Origin of the sequence: Spiroplasma poulsonii (assembly GCF_009866525.1) — a bacterium.
In the GTDB taxonomy this organism is placed as follows: domain Bacteria; phylum Bacillota_I; class Bacilli_A; order Mycoplasmatales; family Mycoplasmataceae; genus Spiroplasma; species Spiroplasma poulsonii.
Genome location: NZ_CM020866.1, coordinates 1,553,315 through 1,573,658, shown reverse-complemented (window position 1 = coordinate 1,573,658; position 20,344 = coordinate 1,553,315). Strand labels below are relative to the sequence as shown.

Below are 20,344 nucleotides of genomic sequence, written 5' to 3'. Positions count from 1 at the left end.
TATAAGTATTGTATTTATCTATTTTATTTACTACGCCATCCGCTTCGCTGTGGGTGAGAGGTGGCGGTATGTTGTTAGTTAAATAATCGACAGTTGTTTTTTGTTTTTGTAGCCAGAGAGTTTTCTCTCTCTTCACCCGCACCATTTCAGGTCAAAGCGTTCAGTTTTTAAAATAAATCTACTTGCACCTTGAAGAGCCTAATGCTGACTTTGTGGTTTTTAAACCGCTGTCACTTCTAAGAAGTAATATCTATCGCAAATTTATTTATAAAGTGACCATCTCTTTTGTTTATTGTGGTTCGATGTTGACCGCGCACTTATCACCACTATCGCTTGTTAAAGCGTCTATTATTTCCGGACTGATTACCGCTGTGCTAGACCGCCTCCTGTGGAATAAAAACACTTAGTTATTTAAAATAACCGTTCCACTCTGCATTAAGTTGTTTTATAAAATCAAAGTTTTAAAAAACCAGTTTTATAATCAAAGATAATTTTTGAATTTTCTAAACGTTTATAAAACCACTCTTGGTTTTTATCTTTTGTATGATTTAATAAATTTTTATGTTTTTCACAAGTTCATAAAACTTTATTTGATAAAAATTCTTTGGTAATGAATGATATTGATTTATAGCAATCAATAACATCACATATTTTTTGTTGTTTATTAATTTCCATTACTTACTCCTTCTTTTATTAAGTTTTTTTATTTATTAACAAACTAATTAACTGAAACAAAGAAAAGACAACACCTTAAATTAGGAGAAAAAACAGGTACACTTTGTAAAAATTTCTAAGATATTTATAAATGTGTAAACAACTTAAAGAGGGTATCAGAAAGTTGTGTAAAAAGTTTCTATTTTAAGAATTTAAGATGCTGTCCTTTCTCTGAATCAATTAATAATTTTGGTTTTACAAATAAAAAAACCATTTTAGTAAATGGTTTAATTTATTATTCTTATTCAATTTCCGAGTTTTTTTCCAAAACCCCAATATTTTTTATACGACCTAATCCTGTTGGTAAATAACAATTTTTACAAATATATCCTTCTTCAATAAAACTAATTGTTTTAATATTATGTTTTCCCCCACAACGTTTACACATCGTTAGATTTCATTGTAATCCATACCATTTTAAAACTTGTAACATGAAAACAATCACAACACTTAAGTTATCTTCTCAAGCAACTAAATTATCTAATGCTGTTGCTAATAAATCATATAGTTTTAAATCAGCAGAACGTTCTTCAACAGCTTGTTCGGTAATTTCACAAAGCAATGTCCCTAGTAAATAATCATAATAATTTTGTGTTAATTTAATTCGTGTTATTAACAAATTTCCTGTTTTTAACTTACTTAATTTATTTGCTTGATATGATAAAAATATTTCAAATGCACTAGTTGCTAACCATTGCACCGCATATTGATTTTTCGAAGTAATTTTTCAAACACCCGGAGCAAAAAAAGCTAACTTACCTAATTCTTTGGTAAAAACCGTTATAATTTCACTGTCATCATCGTAACTTTGCTTATTAATAACAATTCCAGTAACTTTTGTTGTCATTATTGCTTAATAACTTTCTTTGTTATATCCTAAACGAGCAATCATTGATGGTTTATCACGTCATTTTTCAACCACTTTAACAAATAACTCTAAAAATATTTTTGTTCCTAAAATTTGTTCTAACTCTAAACGAGCTTGCGTCCCAATTTCTTTGATTAACCGTCCATTTTTACCAATCACAATGCCTTTTTGTGAATCGCGCTCAACACAAATTGAAGCCATAATTTTTAATAATGTTGGTTGTTCTTCAATCTTGTCAATTAAAATTGCCACACTATGTGGAATTTCATCTTCTGTTAAAAGTAAAATTTTTTCGCGAATAATTTCACGAATTAAGAACTTTTCTGGTTGGTCAGTTAACATATCATCAGGATAATATTGTGGTCCTTCTGTTAGATGATCTTTTAATAATGTTAATAACTGCGGAACATTTTCGTGTTTTAATGCTGAAATTGGGATTACAGCAGTAAAATTATGAACTTTTTCTCATTCAGCAATTTTAACCATTAATTCCCCTTTTGAAACTAAATCAATCTTAGTAACAACTAAAACAATTGGAACACCTCGTTCTTGGAGTGCTTTAATAATATAACGATCATTATCACCAATATGTTCATTTACAGGCGCTAAAAATAAAATAACATCAGCTGCTTTTGTTGTTGATAAAGCAACTTTATTCATAAATTTACCCATTTCATGATGTGCTTTATGAATTCCTGGCGTATCCATAAACACAATTTGCGCTTCATTGTCATTATAAATTCCTTGAATTCGATTACGCGTTGTTTGGGCTTTGGCGGTAACAATTGCTACTTTATTATTTAAAATTGTGTTTAATAATGTTGACTTTCCAACATTTGGACGGCCAATAATTGCCACAAACCCTGATTTAATTGTCATTTTTATCACCTCGTAATTAACTTAATTATAAAGGAAAATAAGATAAAAGCTCATTATTTTAAAATTCAAATGCAATTTGATCATCTAATGATAAGCCTTTTAAAATTCCAAGTTCTTCAAAAGACTCTAAATGTACTTTTGTAATATTTGTTCGTTTTTGTAAATCAGCAATTGATAAAAATGGTTTTTCTTTCCGAGCATTAATAATGCTATCACCAACAGCGCCTCCCAAACCATCAATCGCTGAAAATGGTGGTAGAATAATTTTTTCATGATTATCATTTTCAACAACGGTAAAATTTTTATTCATACTTGTTTTTAAATCAATATTACTCATTTTAATCCCGCGGGCATACATTTCTAAAGCAATTTCATAAACAGGTATTAAATCCTTTTCTTTTTGTGATGGTTTATTTGGCGCATTAAAATCCTTATTATCTAAACGAACTTGAATATCACGTAAAACTTGTTTAATTGTTTCTGCTCCTTTTAAAATTGTTTTAATATCAAAAACATCAGTTCTCGTTGAAAAGAATGTTGCGTAATATTCAACTGGATAATTTATTTTAAATCATGCCACGCGTCATGCCATTAAAACATACGCTGTCGCATGCGCTTTTGGAAACATATATTTAATCTTATTACATGAATCAATGTATCATTGTTCAACATTATTTTCACGCATTAATTGTTCATGTTCTGGGGTTAAGCCCTTTCCTTTTCGGACATCTTCCATAATTTTAAAAGCACTTTGTGCTGGTAAGCCCTTATAAATTAAATTAACCATAATATCATCACGACACCCAATAACATCAGAAATTCGAATATTCTGGTTTCGAATTAAATCTTGGGCATTCCCAATTCAAACATCAGTTCCATGTGATAACCCTGAAATTTGGACTAAATCAGCAAAAGATGTTGGTTTAGTATCTAATAACATTTTCCGAACAAAAAAAGTTCCAAACTCTGGAATCCCAATAGCCCCCGTTTTCTCACCATTAATATCGTCTGGTTTAATGTTTAAAACATCTAAACTACGAAAAAGACTTAACACTTTTTCATCATTAGTTGGAATTGTTTTTGGGTCAATTCCCGTTAAATCCTCTAACATTCGTAAAGCGGTCGGATCAACATGTCCTAAAATATCTAATTTTAAAACATTATCATGAATCGCATGGAAATCAAAGTGTGTTGTTAATCAATTTGACTTAATATCATCAGCAGGAAAATTAACCGGCGTAAATTCTTCGACTTGATATTCTTTTGGGATAACAACAATCCCTCCCGGGTGTTGTCCCGTTGTTCGTTTCACACCTTCACAGCCTTTTGCAATTCGTTCTAATTCAGCACGTCGTTTTAAATGTAAGGTATTCTTATTTTCAAAATAACCCTTCACATATCCATAAGCAGTCTTTTCTGCCACCGTTGAAATTGTTCCGGCACGATAAACATTTCGCTCTCCAAACATTTCTTTCGTAAAATCATGGGCATTTGGTTGATATTCACCCGAAAAGTTTAAATCAATGTCCGGAACTTTGTCTGCTTCAAATCCTAAGAATGTTTCAAAAGGAATATCATGACCATCACCTTTTAATGGGTGTTGACATTTTGGGCAATTACGTGGTGGCAAATCATAACCACATTTTACAGACCCATCAACAATGAACTCGCTATAAGTACAATTTGAACACAAATAATGTGGTTGTAATGGATTAACTTCTGTAATATTACTCATCGTGGCAACAAAACTACTTCCAACACTTCCTCGTGAACCAACTAAATAACCATCTTGTAATGACTTGTCAACTAATTTATGGGCAATTCAATAAATAACAGCAAAACCATGCTTAATAATCGCACTTAATTCTCGTTCTAATCGTTTTGCCACAATTTCGGGTAATGGATTACCATAAATCTTATAAGCATTCTGATAACACAACGCTTCTAAAAGTTCATCACTACCATCAATTTTGGGAGTATATAATTTATCTTTAATAATTTCAACTTTTTCAATTTGATTGGCAATAAGACTTGGATTTGTAACAACAATTTCTTGAATTAATTCGTCATCATTTAAAAATTTAAATTCATTTAACATTTCAGGTGTTGTTCGTAAAAATTGGTCCGGATAATCAGTTACCCGTTGTTTATAATCATACAATGGATGTGGTCGCCCCCCAATTCCTTTTGCATTAATATAAACCTCACGAAAAATTTTATCTTCTGGATTAAGATAATGAACATCACCTGTGGCAACAACTGGTTTATTTAATTTTTTCGCGGTATAAATAATGTCCTTAATAACTGTTAATAATCGTTCTTCTGATAAATCACCCATTTGAACTAAATGTTTATAAACACTTGGTGGTTGAATTTCAATATAATCATAAAAACTAATCACTTCGGTTAACTCACTAAGATCTTTATTCCGAGCTACTTCAAAAACATCACCATTAACACATGATGAACCAATTAATAAATTAGCACGATGTTCATTAATTACACTACGTAATAATTTTGGTGACGAATAGAAATAAGTTGTATGTGCGGCGGTAATTAATTTAAATAAATCCAATAATCCCAGTTGATTTTTAGTAAGAATTGTCATATGTTTTGGACGGAGCTTTTTATAAACAGCAGCATCATGAATTTGATCAATATCATCATCAAATTCAACCCCATAAACATTAATCATTTTTCGTAATTGATGTTCATAAACATCGGTTAAAACAATAGCATCATAATCCCCACGGTGCGCTACTTCTTCATTATAAATAACATTATAGCACAGAGCAATTGTTCCCAAACGATAGTTTTTTAAATGTGGTTCTAAAATCCTTGAGATTTGTAAAGTATCAATAACAGTATTATTGATCTTAGAACGTCCGGCTTTTTCTAACCATGATTGAATAAAACCTAAGTCAAATTCAGCATTATGGGCAATTAAAATCGCATCTTTAAAATACTCTAAAATTTGGTCAATTGATTCCGTAAAAGTTGGTTTATCCGCCAATAATTCATCCGTAATTCCTGTTAGCTCTGTTATAAAAGAAGATAACTTAATTGTTGGTTTAAATAAGTGGTTAATAATTTTACGTTCCCCACTAATCCCATCCATAATAACTGCTCCAAACTCAATAATCTCATCATAACTACTACTTAGACCAGTTGTCTCTAAGTCAAAAATAACATATTTTGCTGTCCGTAAATCATAATGATGAGGATTTTTAACGTACCAAACTTTGTCATCAAGTACATCTGCTTCGACTCCATAAATAACTTTAATATTTGGATATTTCTTATTAAGATTATAAATTTCAGGATACGCTTGCACATTTAAATGATCAGTAAAAGCAATTGCCGAATGATCCCAATGTTGTAAGGTTTTAAAAAGCGCTGGAAGATCAATCACCCCATCCATTGTACTCATTTTAGTATGTAAATGTAATTCAACGCGCTTTTCAGCAGCATTGTCTTCCCGATATAAGTCTTCGCGATCTAAACGGGCAATTTTTTTAATAAAAAGCATTTGTTCATTAGCATAAGTATCATAACGAATGTCCCCAAAAATACTAACTCATTCATCAATTTTTAATTCTTCAAAAAAATCATCTGCTTGTTCAGTTCGCGTAAAAAACTTCCCAGCAATAGTATCACTATAATCAGTTACTGTGATTGTATAAATAAATTTTTTAGTTGAAATGAATTGGCGATCTTTATTAACAATTTTTCCATAAATTGTTATATTAGGAGCATCTTGGTCAATATCGGTGATTCGTTCATAACTTACTTGCCCGATTTTCCCTTTAACATAATTACTAGTCCCATTTCGCAATTGTTTTGTTGAAATTGCTGGTTTTAATGTTAAACTTTCATTTTTTTGTTGATTTTCTTGGTATTTTATCAATTCTTGCTCATTAAGCTCTAAAATATTATTTTCTTGTAAATCAACAATTAAATCTAATCGTAAATTATTAAAACCATAACGACATAATTTGTTTTCATAATAATGATAATGTTCACTAACAAGTTTTTTTTCACTATCGGAATGAACAATAATTTTTAAAATATTATCTGCTAAAGTAAACCGAGATGGTGGTAATTTACTAAAAAAACTATTTTTTAATTCTGATTTATTAAAACGAATATATTCTAAATAAGAAAAAATTGTTTCTAATTGATAATTTTCATTTCGTACGCGAAATGAAACTTTTGTTGGCAACGTTGCATTTGCTAATAAAGTTGTTTCTAATTTTAATAAGACATCAGTTGGTAAGAAATCATTGATTTCAATAATAACACGAAAAAACGACTCGCTTGTACTATACTCACTTTTAATGATTTTTGCATCAGCAAAATAATTATCCGTAAATTCTAAATTATTAGTTGTAAATAGTTTTATCAATTGTTGATCCATTTGCCATCCCTCATCTATTCTTCATTTCTAAAAAAAGACATCTTTAATTGTTATTCCAATAAATAATAAAATAAAGAGTACTGCCCCCGTGACATTAATAATAATCTTTGCCTTATGTGGGAGTTGTCAATTTTGTTCTTTTGTTTGATATTCTTCTAATAATAACTTTTGCTGTTCTGGATTGTGACGATGTTTTCAAATTTGAAAACGCCCTTTAAGCCGTTTTCCCCCACCAACAATTCTTTCAACTAGGGTTTCTAAGAATTTGTATCCATCCAATGGTGGAATTGGAATTAAATTTAAAACAAATAAGTTTGCTGATAACATTGCAACATACATAAAAAATAATGCTGGTCCTTCCGTTAAAATTGAAGAAACTGTTTTAGCAATACCAACTGGTCCTGATAACTGCCCTCATTGACCAGTAAATAATAACCCAAATGACTTTAAAATTGTCACTGATTCAGTAAACGTTTCACGTCAACCATAGCCATAAGCCTGTGCTGTTGAAACAAACTGACGATCAGGTGCCCGAATTCCAACCGTATAAGTATTACCCGTTATTTTTAATTCAGCTGGTTCAGTTTGAAACAAATGATTGTTTTGATCAGTTGTCACTTCTTTTTTATTATTTACCCAAACAAAATCTAACGTAATAAAATTGGTACGTTGTTGGGCATCACTTTGATCATATTGTTTTTTTAAATTATTAATAAAATTATAAACCGTTGTTTGATAATTTGGAATATTATGAACAGTTCCAATATGACTAACTAAAATCTTATGTGTTTTATTATATCCTTCATCATCTTTACCATCACGATAATAATTTTTATGGGCCACTTTAAGAGTAGCTTGGTCTGGACCTAATCAATAATTTAAAATAACAATATCCTGGCTAATCGGAACTTTTCTTGTTGATAACGCATTATATGCTGCTCCTCCAACATCATATTTTGCCCCCCAATATGTCATATCTGATGGTTTGAGATTTAAAGCGGCAAAAGTTGTTGTAAAAATGAAAACAGCAATAAAAAAATTCATTAAAGCTCCCGCCACAATAAAAATTAACCGTTTTCATTTCGCAATGTTTTCCATTTTTCGTTCTTTTGGAACTTCCTCTTCTTCACGCCCTTTCGGAGCATCAACTAATTCACTAGCAATATACACATAGCCACCAAAAGGAAAAATTCGAATTGAATAACGCGTTTCTTTTTTCCCTCAAGAAAAAATCTTTGGACCAAATCCAATTGCAAATTCATAAACATATGCTCCTGATAATTTTGCAATAACAAAATGAGCAAATTCATGAACTGTAACTAGCATTAATAAAATTATAATTCCAATTACAAATCCTAAAACTATCATTCCCGCCGACATTTACTGACTAACTCCTAACTGTACCTTTTCATAACATTATTTTTTGGAAAAATAATTAATAATTTCTCTTTTAATAGTATCATTTAATTGTTTTATTTGTTGATAATTAGATAGTTTTTGTGGCTTAATTTTATCCATAAAAAATTCAATATAATCAACAATTTGATAAAATTTAATTTTTCCAGCTAAAAATAACAACCGCAACTGTTCATTTGCAGTATGAAAAGCAACAGCCAAAGCATTATTTTTATTTAAACAACGATAAGCCAATGTTAAAGCTTTTCACCGTGATAAATCTGCTTTTTGAAATGTCAAAGTAATTAGATCGTTAAAATCCAGTGGTTTTAATAAATTATTTTTTTTCCGTAGCGGATAATAAAAAAAATAATTTAAAACTTGAATCATTGATGGCAGTGATAATTGCGCTAGAATTGAATAATCTTCATATTGCACAGCCGAATGTAAGATTGATTGAGGGTGTATCACAACGGTAATGTTTTTTGTTTTAAATAAATGATATACTTCAATAATTTCAAAAGCTTTATTAACCATTGTTGAAGAATCAATTGTAATGTTTTGACCCATTTGCCAATTCGGATGACACAACGCTTGGCTTTCATCAATCATTGTTAATTCCGTTAATGTTTTTTCCGCAAACATTCCTCCCGAAGCAGTTAAAATAATTTCTTGCACTGGATTCTTTTGTTCTAAACATTGAAAAATCGCACAATGTTCAGAATCAATTGGAAACAATTGGTTTTGATGTTCTTCCAATAATTTATTAATTAAATCGCCCGCTAAAACTAATGATTCTTTATTTGCCAATAATAAGGTGCGATTATATCCTTCTAATGTTTGTAAAGTTGGGTATAACCCAGCAAACCCCCCAATGGCATTAAGAACCATTGCTGTTCGAAAGGTTGTTAAGATTTGGTCAAAACCTGCTTCTCCTATAACAAAAGTAATTGTTGGATAATTAACAGCAAAAACTGTTTGTTCTGTTGCATTAGCAACATGAACCATCGTGATTGTTGGAAATGTTTCTAGCATTTCATCAAGAACAGCAACATTGTGATAAACACTAACTACTCTTAAGGTAAAATCATTTGGATTAGTTTTTATAATTTGTAAGGCTTGTTGGCCAATACTTCCTGAAGCCCCAAAAATAATAAGTTCTCGCATCATTAATTAACGTTGTAATGCCACATTTGAAATAATAAACATTATAAAAAAGACTAATGAAAATGAATCCAAACGATCAAGAACACCACCATGACCAGGTAATAAATTACTAAAATCTTTAATATCATAACGCCGTTTAATTCATGAAAATGATAAATCACCTAATTGTGATAGAATACTTAACATAAAAGCTAATAAAACATAAATAACATAACGCATTACATTTTTGGCATTATCATTTGAAAAGAAATTAAAAACTCAATTTTTTTCATTTCCAAAATTAAACATTAAAACAGCATAGGCAATCGCAATTCCAGCCGCCATAATTGTTCCTGTTGCAGCCCCTTCTCAAGTTTTGTTTGGCGAAACATTTGGTGCTAGTTTGTGTTTTCCATAACTAACCCCACCCACAAAGGCAAAAGTATCAGTTAAAATAATAATTAACACTAATCAAACAACGCTACTTCAACCATAATTAGGATTTAACATAAATTTATTCATTGCTTTAAAAGCAAAAATTAAATATAATGTAAAAATTAAAACTAACGTCATTTTACCAAAAGTAATTTCTTTTGAACTAAAAACTAAACAATAATATACTAAAATTGCACATAAATAAATGACAAAAATAATTCATGGTTTTAATCAATTTCAATTTAATAAAGTATAAAACGGATAATTAATGGCCCCAATCCCACCATAATTGTCCGTAACAGATTCAACTGGAAATAAAAATAAAAACAGCATAAATAAGTAAGTAATAACTTGGGTATAAATTGGTCACTTTGTTCCCCCTACTAAACGCAGAATTTCGTAGTTAACTAATCCCAAAATCACAGCGTTAATACTAATAAAAACATAATTGGCAACTTCAATATGAGCAACTTTGCCTTGTCATTCTGTAGCAATTGCACCAGTAAATAAATATAATACCAAAAAAATTAATAAAACATAAAAGGTAATATGGCGTGCAACATATTTTTTTTGAAACATTCCTTTTTTTTGTTCCGTTTTGCTTGTTTCGGTAATATTATTACCATTTTTATCCAACGGTACGTTTGTTTCATCAACAAGAACATTATCTTGCTTATTATTCATCACTTTTTACCCCTCCAAATCTTCTATTTCTATTATTATAATCTAATATTGCTGTTAACAAAGCATTTTCATCAAATTCTGATCAAAATTTATCAGTAAAATATAATTCAGCATAACGATTTTGTAATAGTAAAAAATTACTTAAGCGTTGTTCACCACCACAGCGAATCATTAAATCAACAGCTGGTAAATCTTTGGTATATAAATAATTAAACAAAGTTTTTTCATCAATTTCAGATAATTGTGCTGTTAACATTTCGTTAATAGCAGTAACAATTTCTTCAACCGCCCCATAATCAAAGGCAAAGGTTAATACTAAACCGCTATTATGCTTTGTCTGATTAATAGCTTCATTAATTGCTGCTAACGTTTTTGCTGGCATTTTGGTTTTACGACCAATATGGTTTAAAACAATATTTTCATTTTTAAAATTATTTACTTCTTTATTATTTAATAACCGCCCTGGCATTTCCATTAAATACGCAACCTCACTTTTACTACGCTTTCAATTTTCTGTTGAAAAACAATAAAGTGTTAAATATTTAACTCCTAACATATTTGCTTTTAAAGCAACTTCTTTAATTCGTTTTGCTCCTTCTTCATGGCCAGCTGTTCGCTTTAAACCTTGTTTTGTTGCTCAACGACCATTTCCATCTAAAATAATTGCAATATGTTGTGGCACATTCATATTCTTTGTTCCTTCTTTCTTGTCTTATTTATTATATCTAACATAATAAAAAATGAAAGTTTATACTTCCATTAGTTCTTTTTCTTTTAATGTCCCTTTTTCATAAAGCTTTTTAATAAAATTATCTGTTAATTTTTGAATTTCACCTTCGTAATATTTTTTGTCATCATCAGTTAAATTAGCATCTTTTTTAATTTGTTCATTACTATCACGACGTTCATTACGAACCGCAATTTTAAAATGTTCAACTTCTTTTCACATATCTTTTACTAAAATTTTACGACGTTCTTCTGTTAAAGCAGGGATATTTAAACGAATTAAATCTGCTTCTGAATTTGGTGATAATCCCAAATCCGACTTATTAATTGCTGTAACAATTAAACTAATTGTTCCTCGATCATAAGGTTTAATTACTAACTGGCGCGCCTCAGGAACCATAATGTTTGCCAATTGTTGAATTGGAGTTAGTGTTCCATAATAATCAATCATAATATGAGCTAACATATTTGGATTAGCACGACCTGTCCGAATCTTTACTAATTCATTTTCAAATGACTCTAATACTTTTGTCATCTTCTCTTTTGTTTGGTTAATAATTTCTTGTGACATTTATTTTTTCCCTCCTGTAACAACTGTTGAACGAGCACTTCCGTGTGCTGCTTTATAAATATTATCTGGTTCATTAATATCAAAAACAACAATTTTAACATTATCTTCCATTGCTAAACTTGATGCTGTTAAATCCATCACTTTTAATTGTTTTTCTTGTAGTTCATTTAAACTAATATTATCAAATCGAATTGCATCAGAATTTTCACGCGGATCTTTGTCATAAATGCCATCAACACCATTCTTTGCCATTAACATAACATCAGCATCAATTTCAATTGCTCGAATTGTTGCTGCAGTATCAGTTGTAAATTTTGGTTGACCAGTTCCACCAGCCATAATAACAATTGCTCCTTTTTCTAAACCAGCTTTTGCTTTTTTAAATAAATATGGCGATGCTACTTCTGGAACCTGAATTTTTGAAGTTACAATAACATTCTCACTTCCCTCATATTTTAAAACTGCTTCTAATGCTAATGCATTCATTATCGTTGCTAACATTCCCATATAATCCGCACTAATCGGATTCATATTGATACTATCAGCACGATTACCGCGCCAAATATTGCCACCACCAACAACAATTGCAATTTGCAGTCCTTCTTTTTGTAGTTTAACAATTTGTCTAGCAATATCATGAATTCTCTTTGAATCATACAAATCAGCAGGATTTCCTAATGCTTCACCAGACAATTTTAATAAAACACGCTTATATTGTAATGCCATTATAACATTCCTTTCTTTTTCTTGTTTATTCCTAATATATTATAAATTGTTTTAAAAAAATAAGCAAAATAAAATTAGTAATTATTAAGAAAAGATGGAAAGAAATAATTGGAACTTTTAACAGTAAATTTTATCTGGGATAACAACAATTATCCCTCAAACAAAAGACTAAAAGTCTTTTTTCTTATTTAGTTATTTTTATTTTACCCAATTTATAACTTTATGCAACAACAAAATAAAAATATTTTTAAAATATTTCTTTAACTACCTAAAGTAAATTTCTTGAATCTAATTTTTATTGATAAAGAATTTAATGATATCTTGCATTTTTGTTCGTTTATAGCGTAAAATTGGAAAATCAATTGTTCGTCCATAAACCTTTTAATAATCTTTTTTCCAATGTTTATATCATTTTCAAATATTTTGGCGATAATATTTAATTTCTTGTTCATGATAAGCAATAATATTATCTTTTAACACTTTTAAAGGATCTAAACCATTTGTTTTTGCCATTGCTAAATCTAAAATAACATTAAAAGATTCATATTTATAAATTTTAGCTCCATACCCCATATATGCCTTAATTGAATGAGAAATCATTGCTTCAGAACAAGAACCAATATAACCCTTATGACGATAACTTTCAATCCCTTTTTGCTGGTTTTTTAAATATCTAATAAGCTTATTATAATGTTCAGAATCAATTTTAAATTCGTCAGAATATTCTGTAATTTTTTTAAAATCAGATAAAAAAGTAATAACTTTAGCTACATCGCCATTTAAAATTTCGGTTTTAATTTTGGTTGTTAATATATCAAATAAATTTCTATAATTCGGATGCAAATGACGTTTTTTATTAAATGCCTTGTGAATATACTGTGATAAATGAAAATAATCTAAGACATAATTAGATTTTAATTCTTGTGCCGTAATTTTAATTCACCCAGCTCCATCACCACATAAAAATAGTTCTTTTTCTTTATAGGTTGCTCCATAAAATTTAAGTAATTGCCTAGCAACTTCTCGGACAAATTTCTTAGTATTTATTTTAGCACCTTTTGGAACAGATCAATAAAATTGTCGTTTATTTAATAATCGTCCCCTTGCATCTTTCCCAATATGAAAAGTTACTAAGCGATAGCGACATTCATTAGATTGCTTATTAACTAATAAGTCTTCTCAGGTATCATCGGTTAAAATATAAATATATTTATATTTACTAATATCTGGAATCTTATATTGTAGATTAAATGATTCATTGATTAATTCTTTAATATTATATTTTTTAACAATATTTGAAATTGTTCGCTCTGAAATTTCCATATTTGGAAACACTGATAAAATATTTTTATAAGTTTTTTTCGATGTAATATGTTCTAAAATCGCAATAATAAAATCTAATGATAATCGTTGCCATTTATTTAGTTGAATATAATTATCTAATAAATATTTGTAATGCCAACGCCCATCCTCACCAATATATTTATACTTTGTCCGTTGAAATGTAACTGGTCCTTCTTGGGTTAAAATTGTGCGTGGTACTAATGTATTTCGAATATATCCATTTTTTAAACGTCACTTTTCATTATTAATTTGCTTATCCAAGTCTTCTAATTGTTTTTTAATATTTTGCAATAAAAACTGATTATTTTTTTCTTTTCGTCTGTTACATATGCCACCATATTAAAATTAAATAAATCAATACTTTTATTATTCCCCATTTGGTACTGCCCTTCAATTTAATTTTTACTAATTAATAATTGTTGATACAGTCTAACTTTAAATCTATTTTTTAATTATAACATAAAAATATCCCTTTTTTACTAGAAAGACTCACATTTAAGATGAAACACTTATATTTTAATGATGAATTATATGATTTATTTAATTCTCCAGCTACGATCTTAAATATTCCCGCAAGAGTATTTAATATTTTTCAAAATAAATTTGAAAGAATATCTTTCTTAGAATCTAAGAATGTTGAAGTTAGACATATTATTCAATCGATTTATATCTTTACTGAAAATGTTCGAAATGTTGGCAATAAAACTATGGCAGAATTGACGGAGATATTAAAAAAATATAATTTAAAAATATTCACATCCGAAGAAATTCTTGAAATCTATAATTATGAATACGCTAATAATAGACTTCTTGCGATACCCTTTTTTATTAAAATATTATTATAAAATATAATTTATGAGGACATAAAAATATGAACAATAATAAATTTAATACTCTTAATGATAGAGAATGGTTAAGATTAATAGGAATAAAAAAATCCACTTTTAATAAAATGTTAGATATTTTAAAAGTTGCTGAAATAGAAAAATTTAAAAAAGGTGGTAAAACTAATAAATTATCATTAGAAAATAGATTATTGATGACTTTATTATATTGACGAGAATATCAGACTTATTTTCATCTTGGTAAAAGTTTTGATATTAGTGAGGCTAATTGTTATCGTAATATTAAGTGAATTGAAGATATTTTAATTAAAAACTCTGATTTTCAACAACTTGCTGGTAAAAAAGCACTAATAAATGATTATTTTAATGATAAAACTATTATTATTGATGCTACCGAAACTCCAATCCAACGCCCAAAAAAAGACAAAAACAATCTTATTCTGGTAAAAAGAAAAAACACACGATCAAAACACAAGTAATTATCGAACAAGAAACCAAAAAAATTATTGCAACAAGTTTTTCGCCCGGAAAAAAACATGATTATGCTTTATTTAAAGAATCAAAAATCCCAATTTTAAAAAATACCAAATTAATAGTTGATAGTGGTTATCAAGGAATACAAAAAAATCACAATAATGTTCTAATACCTACAAAGAAAACAAAGAAAAACCCTTTAAACAAAGAACAAAAGCAATATAATAGACTAGTTTCAAAAATGAGAATTATTATTGAAAATATTTTTGCTATTCTTAAAAAATTTAAAATTATTACAGAAAAATATCGTAATCGAAGAAAAAGATTTGGTTTAAGATTTAATTTAATTGCCTCAATTTATAATTTACAATTATTATATTTAACATAAAATATTTATTTAAAATTAAATAATTTAAATAATAAATTAATTTTTCGTTGTGGAAAAATATTAAATTTTTAAATAAAAAACATAATTAATTAAAATTATATTTTTCTATTAGTATCTTTTTTACAAATATTTGCAATTTTTTAACAAGTAATGCAAGAAGTCTAATAAATGATTTCTTTTTAAAAACAAAGAAGATACAAAATATTTCAAACCATATAAAAATTGACGACAATTAATTTTAACGGTTGATGCCCAATTAAAAATGAAACGACATAAAAAGAATTAAGCAAACTTACTTAATTCTTTTCTTTTTTCTAATTATAAACCATATAACACCAATGCCTATTCCTATCATTGGACATAAAATAACAGGTAATAGTCATAATAAATATTTATGTTGAAAATTAATATCTGGGTCAAGTGGATTTGGTGGAACTGGCGGGTCAGGTGGAACTAGCGTTGAACCTGAATCATTTGTTAAAATAAATTGTGATTGACCAACCGCCAAATCAGTTGCATCATCAGCATATACAATAATTGTCAAGGTTCTAATTTCTACTGAATTATCTAGAAAATTAGTTAATAATTCATCAGATAAATCACCCGGTGTATTATGATGTGTATTAGGATCAGATATTGGTATTTTATTACCAGTAATTCCATAATCTGTATTTAATACTAATGATTTATATCCGTATTGTTTAAAATAATTATCATTATTTCTTAATAATCAATCTCTTAGTTGCTCTGGAGTTTGACCAGCAAAATTATATGTATAATCTTTAAATTTTATTTTGCTTAAATAATAGCTAGTTTCTGGATTATAAATTGATGAATTGCGGGTTGACAAAGTCGCATTACCAATTAAAATTGTTGATGTAACCAAGGTGCTAACTGAAACTGTTAAAAATTGTGGATTATCTTTATTATTTAGTAAAGGTTCTAACCCGGATGCGTCAACTGTAATATCTTTACCATCAGGAGTTTTAATCTGATAATCAATGCCAAGAATAGCTTTATTACTAAATTTAGCAACATATCTTTTAACCTTATCAATAATTGCATCCTTAATTGGGTTAACTTCTTCTTCATTTAATTTTAAGACATCTATATTGCCATTAATATCTTGGTAATTTTCAGGCGTTGGATTTGGTGGAATTTTTTGAGCAATAACATCACTTGTATAATCTTTTCAATATGCTAACACCTGCTCATAACTTAATCCGGCAATCCCGGTAGAATCTAAATTTTTATAAGTTGCTAAATAATTTTTTAAATGAACACCATGAATTGTTGTTCAAAATTCAACTGCTTGATTATTTTCAACAATATCTAAAAAACGGGGATACTGATTTTGATATTCAGGACCTATAATAGCATATTTTTGGGCCGTAGTTTTATCTGACATTTCTACGGTATAATGCCAAATTCCACTGTCTGATCAATACTGCGTTGCTGTATTTGAAGTTATTTTAGTGTTTCTTTGTATATCATCTGGTTTTTCAAAGGCTTTAAATGATTTTTCATCAATTCCTTCCCGGTAAACATTTTTTATTGCCTCACTTGAAAAAGTTTGATTTACACCTTTCCCCACAACCGAACCTTCAACAATAAAGCCCAAATCATATTCTTCTGGATTCTTTTCTGGGTTTATAACTTCACCATTTTTGCTTAATGGGTCTAACGGAAAAGGCACAGTTGATTTTTGTTTAACTCAAATAATTTGAGTTTTAGTACCGGTTTTTGGATTGATTTCTTTATCATATTTAGAATTAGGCTGACCATTTTCCAAATTTGGAGTAATTAATTCTTTTTGTTGTGGATTGTGTTCTGGATCTCATGCATGTCATTTTAACTTTAAATTTGGTACTAACGTTTCAATAACAATATCAATTGAATAAGTAATATCATATTTACTATCTTTATGACGAATTACAATAGAATAATCATTTTTCTCTTCTCCCTTAATACGATTATCTTCTAGTTTAGCAATAAATTTATTATCTAAAACATCAATTTTAACGCCATTTATTTCAACTCATTCAGGATTAACTGTTCCATCTTCTGCTTGTTTTAAAGCATCAAATTCTAATCCAACTGTTGTATGGTATCTTCACTTACCCCCATAATTTTTTGAAGTATCAGGTGGGGTCAATTGTTCAGGTTCATCTGTTACCATTACTTTTGTTGAATCATCTGGATTGACTACTTTACCAGGTAGAATATGCAATCTCTCATTTAACTCATTACTTCAATAATCTTTTGATAACATAATCTTTATTGGGGTTTCAAATGTTCAAACTTCTTGCCGGTTATTAGTAGGATTTTTAAATTTAATTGTTGTTGTAGCTTTTCGTGTTAAGTCACTAAAAGCATAAGGTTGAATATATTGTTTTCAATCATTATATTCATTCCCTAGTACATTTGAAATTTAGCATTTAATAATGATGTTAAATCGTTATTTTTTCCGGTTGGATCATGAATATTACGTTGGTCAATTAAACTTCCAGAGTAATTTGAAACAAAGTTAATTTCATTAGACTTCTTGCGATACCCTTTTTTATTAAAATATTATTATAAAATATAATTTATGAGGACATAAAAATATGAACAATAATAAATTTAATACTCTTAATGATAGAGAATGGTTAAGATTAACAGGAATAAAAAAATCCACTTTTAATAAAATGTTAGATATTTTAAAAGTTGCTGAAATAGAAAAATTTAAAAAAGGTGGTAAAACTAATAAATTATCATTAGAAAATAGATTATTGATGACTTTATTATATTGACGAGAATATCAGACTTATTTTCATCTTGGTAAAAGTTTTGATATTAGTGAGGCTAATTGTTATCGTAATATTAAGTGAATTGAAGATATTTTAATTAAAAACTCTGATTTTCAACAACTTGCTGGTAAAAAAGCACTAATAAATGATTATTTTAATGATAAAACTATTATTATTGATGCTACCGAAACTCCAATCCAACGCCCAAAAAAAGACAAAAACAATCTTATTCTGGTAAAAAGAAAAAACACACGATCAAAACACAAGTAATTATCGAACAAGAAACCAAAAAAATTATTGCAACAAGTTTTTCGCTCGGAAAAAAACATGATTATGCTTTATTTAAAGAATCAAAAATCCCAATTTTAAAAAATACCAAATTAATAGTTGATAGTGGTTATCAAGGAATACAAAAAAATCACAATAATGTTCTAATACCTACAAAGAAAACAAAGAAAAACCCTTTAAACAAAGAACAAAAGCAATATAATAGACTAGTTTCAAAAATGAGAATTATTATTGAAAATATTTTTGCTATTCTTAAAAAATTTAAAATTATTACAGAAAAATATCGTAATCGAAGAAAAAGATTTGGTTTAAGATTTAATTTAATTGCCTCAATTTATAATTTACAATTATTATATTTAACATAAAATATTTATTTAAAATTAAATAATTTAAATAATAAATTAATTTTTCGTTGTGGAAAAATATTAAATTTTTAAATAAAAAACATAATTAATTAAAATTATATTTTTCTATTAGTATCTTTTTTACAAATATTTGCAATTTTTTAACAAGTAATGCAAGAAGTCTATTTAATAAATTAATTTTTTACAAATGTGATACCATCTATTTTTTGATTATCATGAATGGTATCACCAATTAAAACAATTATTTCAATAAGAATAGTTTTAATAATAACTTTTAAATTTATTATTTGAATTTTTAATAAATTAACAAATTTATAAATATTTTTATACAGAGAGAAAACCATAATAATACCTTAAATATAATTAAATTGATATTTTTACACTATACACTGTTTACAAATAAATCCTACTAAAAAAATATTTTTCATAATTGGAATGGCAAGGGTTTTTTGGACAAATTTTATGTAGAGTAAAGATTTTTATATTCAATTGGTGTTAAATAATTTAATTTGCTGTGAATTCGTACATTATTGTATCAATTAACATAGTAAAATAATTCTAATTTAAATTGTTCAATATTTTTAAATTTTCTGTTTTTAATTAATTCTGTTTTTAAAATTTTATAGGTTGATTCAGAAACAGCATTATCATAAGGACAGCCTGGTTTACTATAAGATTTTGCAACATTGTTTTTAGCTAAAAGATTGTAAATGATATTGTTATTAAATTCGCTGCCTTGATCAGTATGAAATATTTTAATATTATCTAAAGAAAAACTAAGCTTTTTAAAAGTATTTTCAACTAATTTGGCATCTTTATGAGAACTAACATCATAACCAATAACTTCACGATTAAATAAATCAATTAGAAAGCACACATAATATCATTTGCTATTGATAGCAACTTGTGTTAAATCACTGACAACAACTTCATGTAGTTTATAATTATTAAATTCTTGATTTAACAAATTATGATATTTGTATATAGCGTTTTTGTTACTTTGATGTTTATATTTAAGTTTTGTATAATTGGAAATTAAGTTATATCTTTGCATTATTTTACTAATTTTTATTCGTGATAATAAAATATTTTGTTGTGCTAACATAACTTTAATTTTTCTTGTGCCATAATTTTTACGACTTTTTAAGAAAATAATGATAACAGCATTATCAATAGTATGGTTTGATTTAGGATTATTTGATTTCAATTGATAATAAAACGTTGATCTAGGAACTTTTAGTGTTTTGCATAAATTAGTAATTGCATATTTTTCTTTGTTGTTTTTAATAA

General features: G+C 27.8%; 17 protein-coding genes and 1 pseudogene. 5 read left to right on the top strand and 13 right to left on the bottom strand.

What is annotated here, in order from left to right:
• Positions 1-435: 435 nt before the first annotated feature.
• From MSROBK_RS08900 to MSROBK_RS08850, 11 genes are all read right to left on the bottom strand, one after another.
• Complete coding sequence (locus MSROBK_RS08900; protein WP_040092486.1) at positions 436-675, bottom strand: hypothetical protein; 240 nt, start codon at positions 673-675, stop codon at positions 436-438.
• Between the two features lie 280 nt (positions 676-955).
• Positions 956-1,561: a DNA repair protein RecO gene (gene recO / locus MSROBK_RS08895; RefSeq protein WP_084218048.1), complete on the bottom strand. Its 606-nt coding sequence runs from the start codon at positions 1,559-1,561 to the stop codon at positions 956-958.
• Positions 1,562-1,567: 6 nt separating this feature from the next.
• Positions 1,568-2,461 (bottom strand): GTPase Era, encoded by an 894-nt coding sequence (era, locus tag MSROBK_RS08890; protein ID WP_040094121.1) that lies wholly within the window; start codon positions 2,459-2,461, stop codon positions 1,568-1,570.
• A 58-nt stretch (positions 2,462-2,519) separates the two neighbouring features.
• Positions 2,520-6,878: a PolC-type DNA polymerase III gene (locus MSROBK_RS08885; RefSeq protein WP_040094120.1), complete on the bottom strand. Its 4,359-nt coding sequence runs from the start codon at positions 6,876-6,878 to the stop codon at positions 2,520-2,522.
• A 27-nt stretch (positions 6,879-6,905) separates the two neighbouring features.
• On the bottom strand, positions 6,906-8,258 hold the full coding sequence (gene rseP / locus MSROBK_RS08880; RefSeq protein ID WP_040094119.1) for an RIP metalloprotease RseP: 1,353 nt from the start codon (positions 8,256-8,258) through the stop codon (positions 6,906-6,908).
• A 36-nt stretch (positions 8,259-8,294) separates the two neighbouring features.
• Positions 8,295-9,443 (bottom strand): 1-deoxy-D-xylulose-5-phosphate reductoisomerase, encoded by a 1,149-nt coding sequence (gene dxr, locus MSROBK_RS08875; protein WP_227991236.1) that lies wholly within the window; start codon positions 9,441-9,443, stop codon positions 8,295-8,297.
• Between the two features lie 3 nt (positions 9,444-9,446).
• Positions 9,447-10,538 (bottom strand): phosphatidate cytidylyltransferase, encoded by a 1,092-nt coding sequence (locus MSROBK_RS08870; RefSeq protein WP_040094118.1) that lies wholly within the window; start codon positions 10,536-10,538, stop codon positions 9,447-9,449.
• The gene (uppS, locus tag MSROBK_RS08865; protein WP_040094117.1) at positions 10,531-11,226 is read right to left on the bottom strand and encodes a polyprenyl diphosphate synthase; all 696 of its coding nucleotides are present in this window, start codon (positions 11,224-11,226) and stop codon (positions 10,531-10,533) included. The genes MSROBK_RS08870 and uppS overlap by 8 nt, the downstream gene beginning before the upstream one ends.
• Before the next feature lie 60 nt (positions 11,227-11,286).
• On the bottom strand, positions 11,287-11,835 hold the full coding sequence (frr, locus tag MSROBK_RS08860) for a ribosome recycling factor (protein WP_040094115.1): 549 nt from the start codon (positions 11,833-11,835) through the stop codon (positions 11,287-11,289).
• On the bottom strand, positions 11,836-12,561 hold the full coding sequence (pyrH, locus tag MSROBK_RS08855) for a UMP kinase (RefSeq protein ID WP_040094113.1): 726 nt from the start codon (positions 12,559-12,561) through the stop codon (positions 11,836-11,838). It lies immediately after the preceding gene.
• A gap of 381 nt (positions 12,562-12,942) precedes the next feature.
• Positions 12,943-14,196, bottom strand: coding sequence for an Mbov_0401 family ICE element transposase-like protein (locus MSROBK_RS08850; protein WP_040094112.1), 1,254 nt, complete (start codon positions 14,194-14,196; stop codon positions 12,943-12,945).
• Between the two features lie 209 nt (positions 14,197-14,405).
• Here MSROBK_RS08850 and MSROBK_RS08845 point away from each other — a divergent pair, with 209 nt between their 5' ends.
• Genes MSROBK_RS08845 through MSROBK_RS14150 form a run of 3 tightly spaced genes read left to right on the top strand, consistent with a single transcriptional unit; the run spans position 14,406 to position 15,612 of the window.
• Positions 14,406-14,750, top strand: coding sequence for a hypothetical protein (locus MSROBK_RS08845; protein ID WP_040094110.1), 345 nt, complete (start codon positions 14,406-14,408; stop codon positions 14,748-14,750).
• Positions 14,751-14,776: 26 nt separating this feature from the next.
• Positions 14,777-15,229, top strand: coding sequence for an IS5 family transposase (locus tag MSROBK_RS14155; protein WP_040094108.1), 453 nt, complete (start codon positions 14,777-14,779; stop codon positions 15,227-15,229).
• Positions 15,214-15,612, top strand: a complete 399-nt coding sequence (locus MSROBK_RS14150) for a transposase (RefSeq protein WP_416375423.1) — start codon at positions 15,214-15,216, stop codon at positions 15,610-15,612. Before MSROBK_RS14155 ends, MSROBK_RS14150 begins: the two co-directional genes overlap by 16 nt.
• 292 nt (positions 15,613-15,904) lie before the next feature.
• On the opposite strand, the pseudogene MSROBK_RS08835 reads toward MSROBK_RS14150, so the two are convergent.
• Positions 15,905-18,153, bottom strand: a pseudogene (locus MSROBK_RS08835) (Mbov_0399 family ICE element protein); the annotation flags it as partial.
• A gap of 65 nt (positions 18,154-18,218) precedes the next feature.
• Here MSROBK_RS08835 and MSROBK_RS14145 point away from each other — a divergent pair.
• Together MSROBK_RS14145 and MSROBK_RS14140 are read left to right on the top strand one after the other, a co-directional pair.
• Complete coding sequence (locus MSROBK_RS14145) at positions 18,219-18,671, top strand: IS5 family transposase (RefSeq protein ID WP_040092446.1); 453 nt, start codon at positions 18,219-18,221, stop codon at positions 18,669-18,671.
• Positions 18,656-19,054: a transposase family protein gene (locus MSROBK_RS14140; protein ID WP_242441474.1), complete on the top strand. Its 399-nt coding sequence runs from the start codon at positions 18,656-18,658 to the stop codon at positions 19,052-19,054. The genes MSROBK_RS14145 and MSROBK_RS14140 overlap by 16 nt, the downstream gene beginning before the upstream one ends.
• Before the next feature lie 460 nt (positions 19,055-19,514).
• Here MSROBK_RS14140 and MSROBK_RS08825 read toward each other — a convergent pair whose 3' ends face one another.
• Positions 19,515-20,315, bottom strand: a complete 801-nt coding sequence (locus MSROBK_RS08825; RefSeq protein WP_242441493.1) for an IS3 family transposase — start codon at positions 20,313-20,315, stop codon at positions 19,515-19,517.
• Positions 20,316-20,344 lie beyond the last annotated feature (29 nt).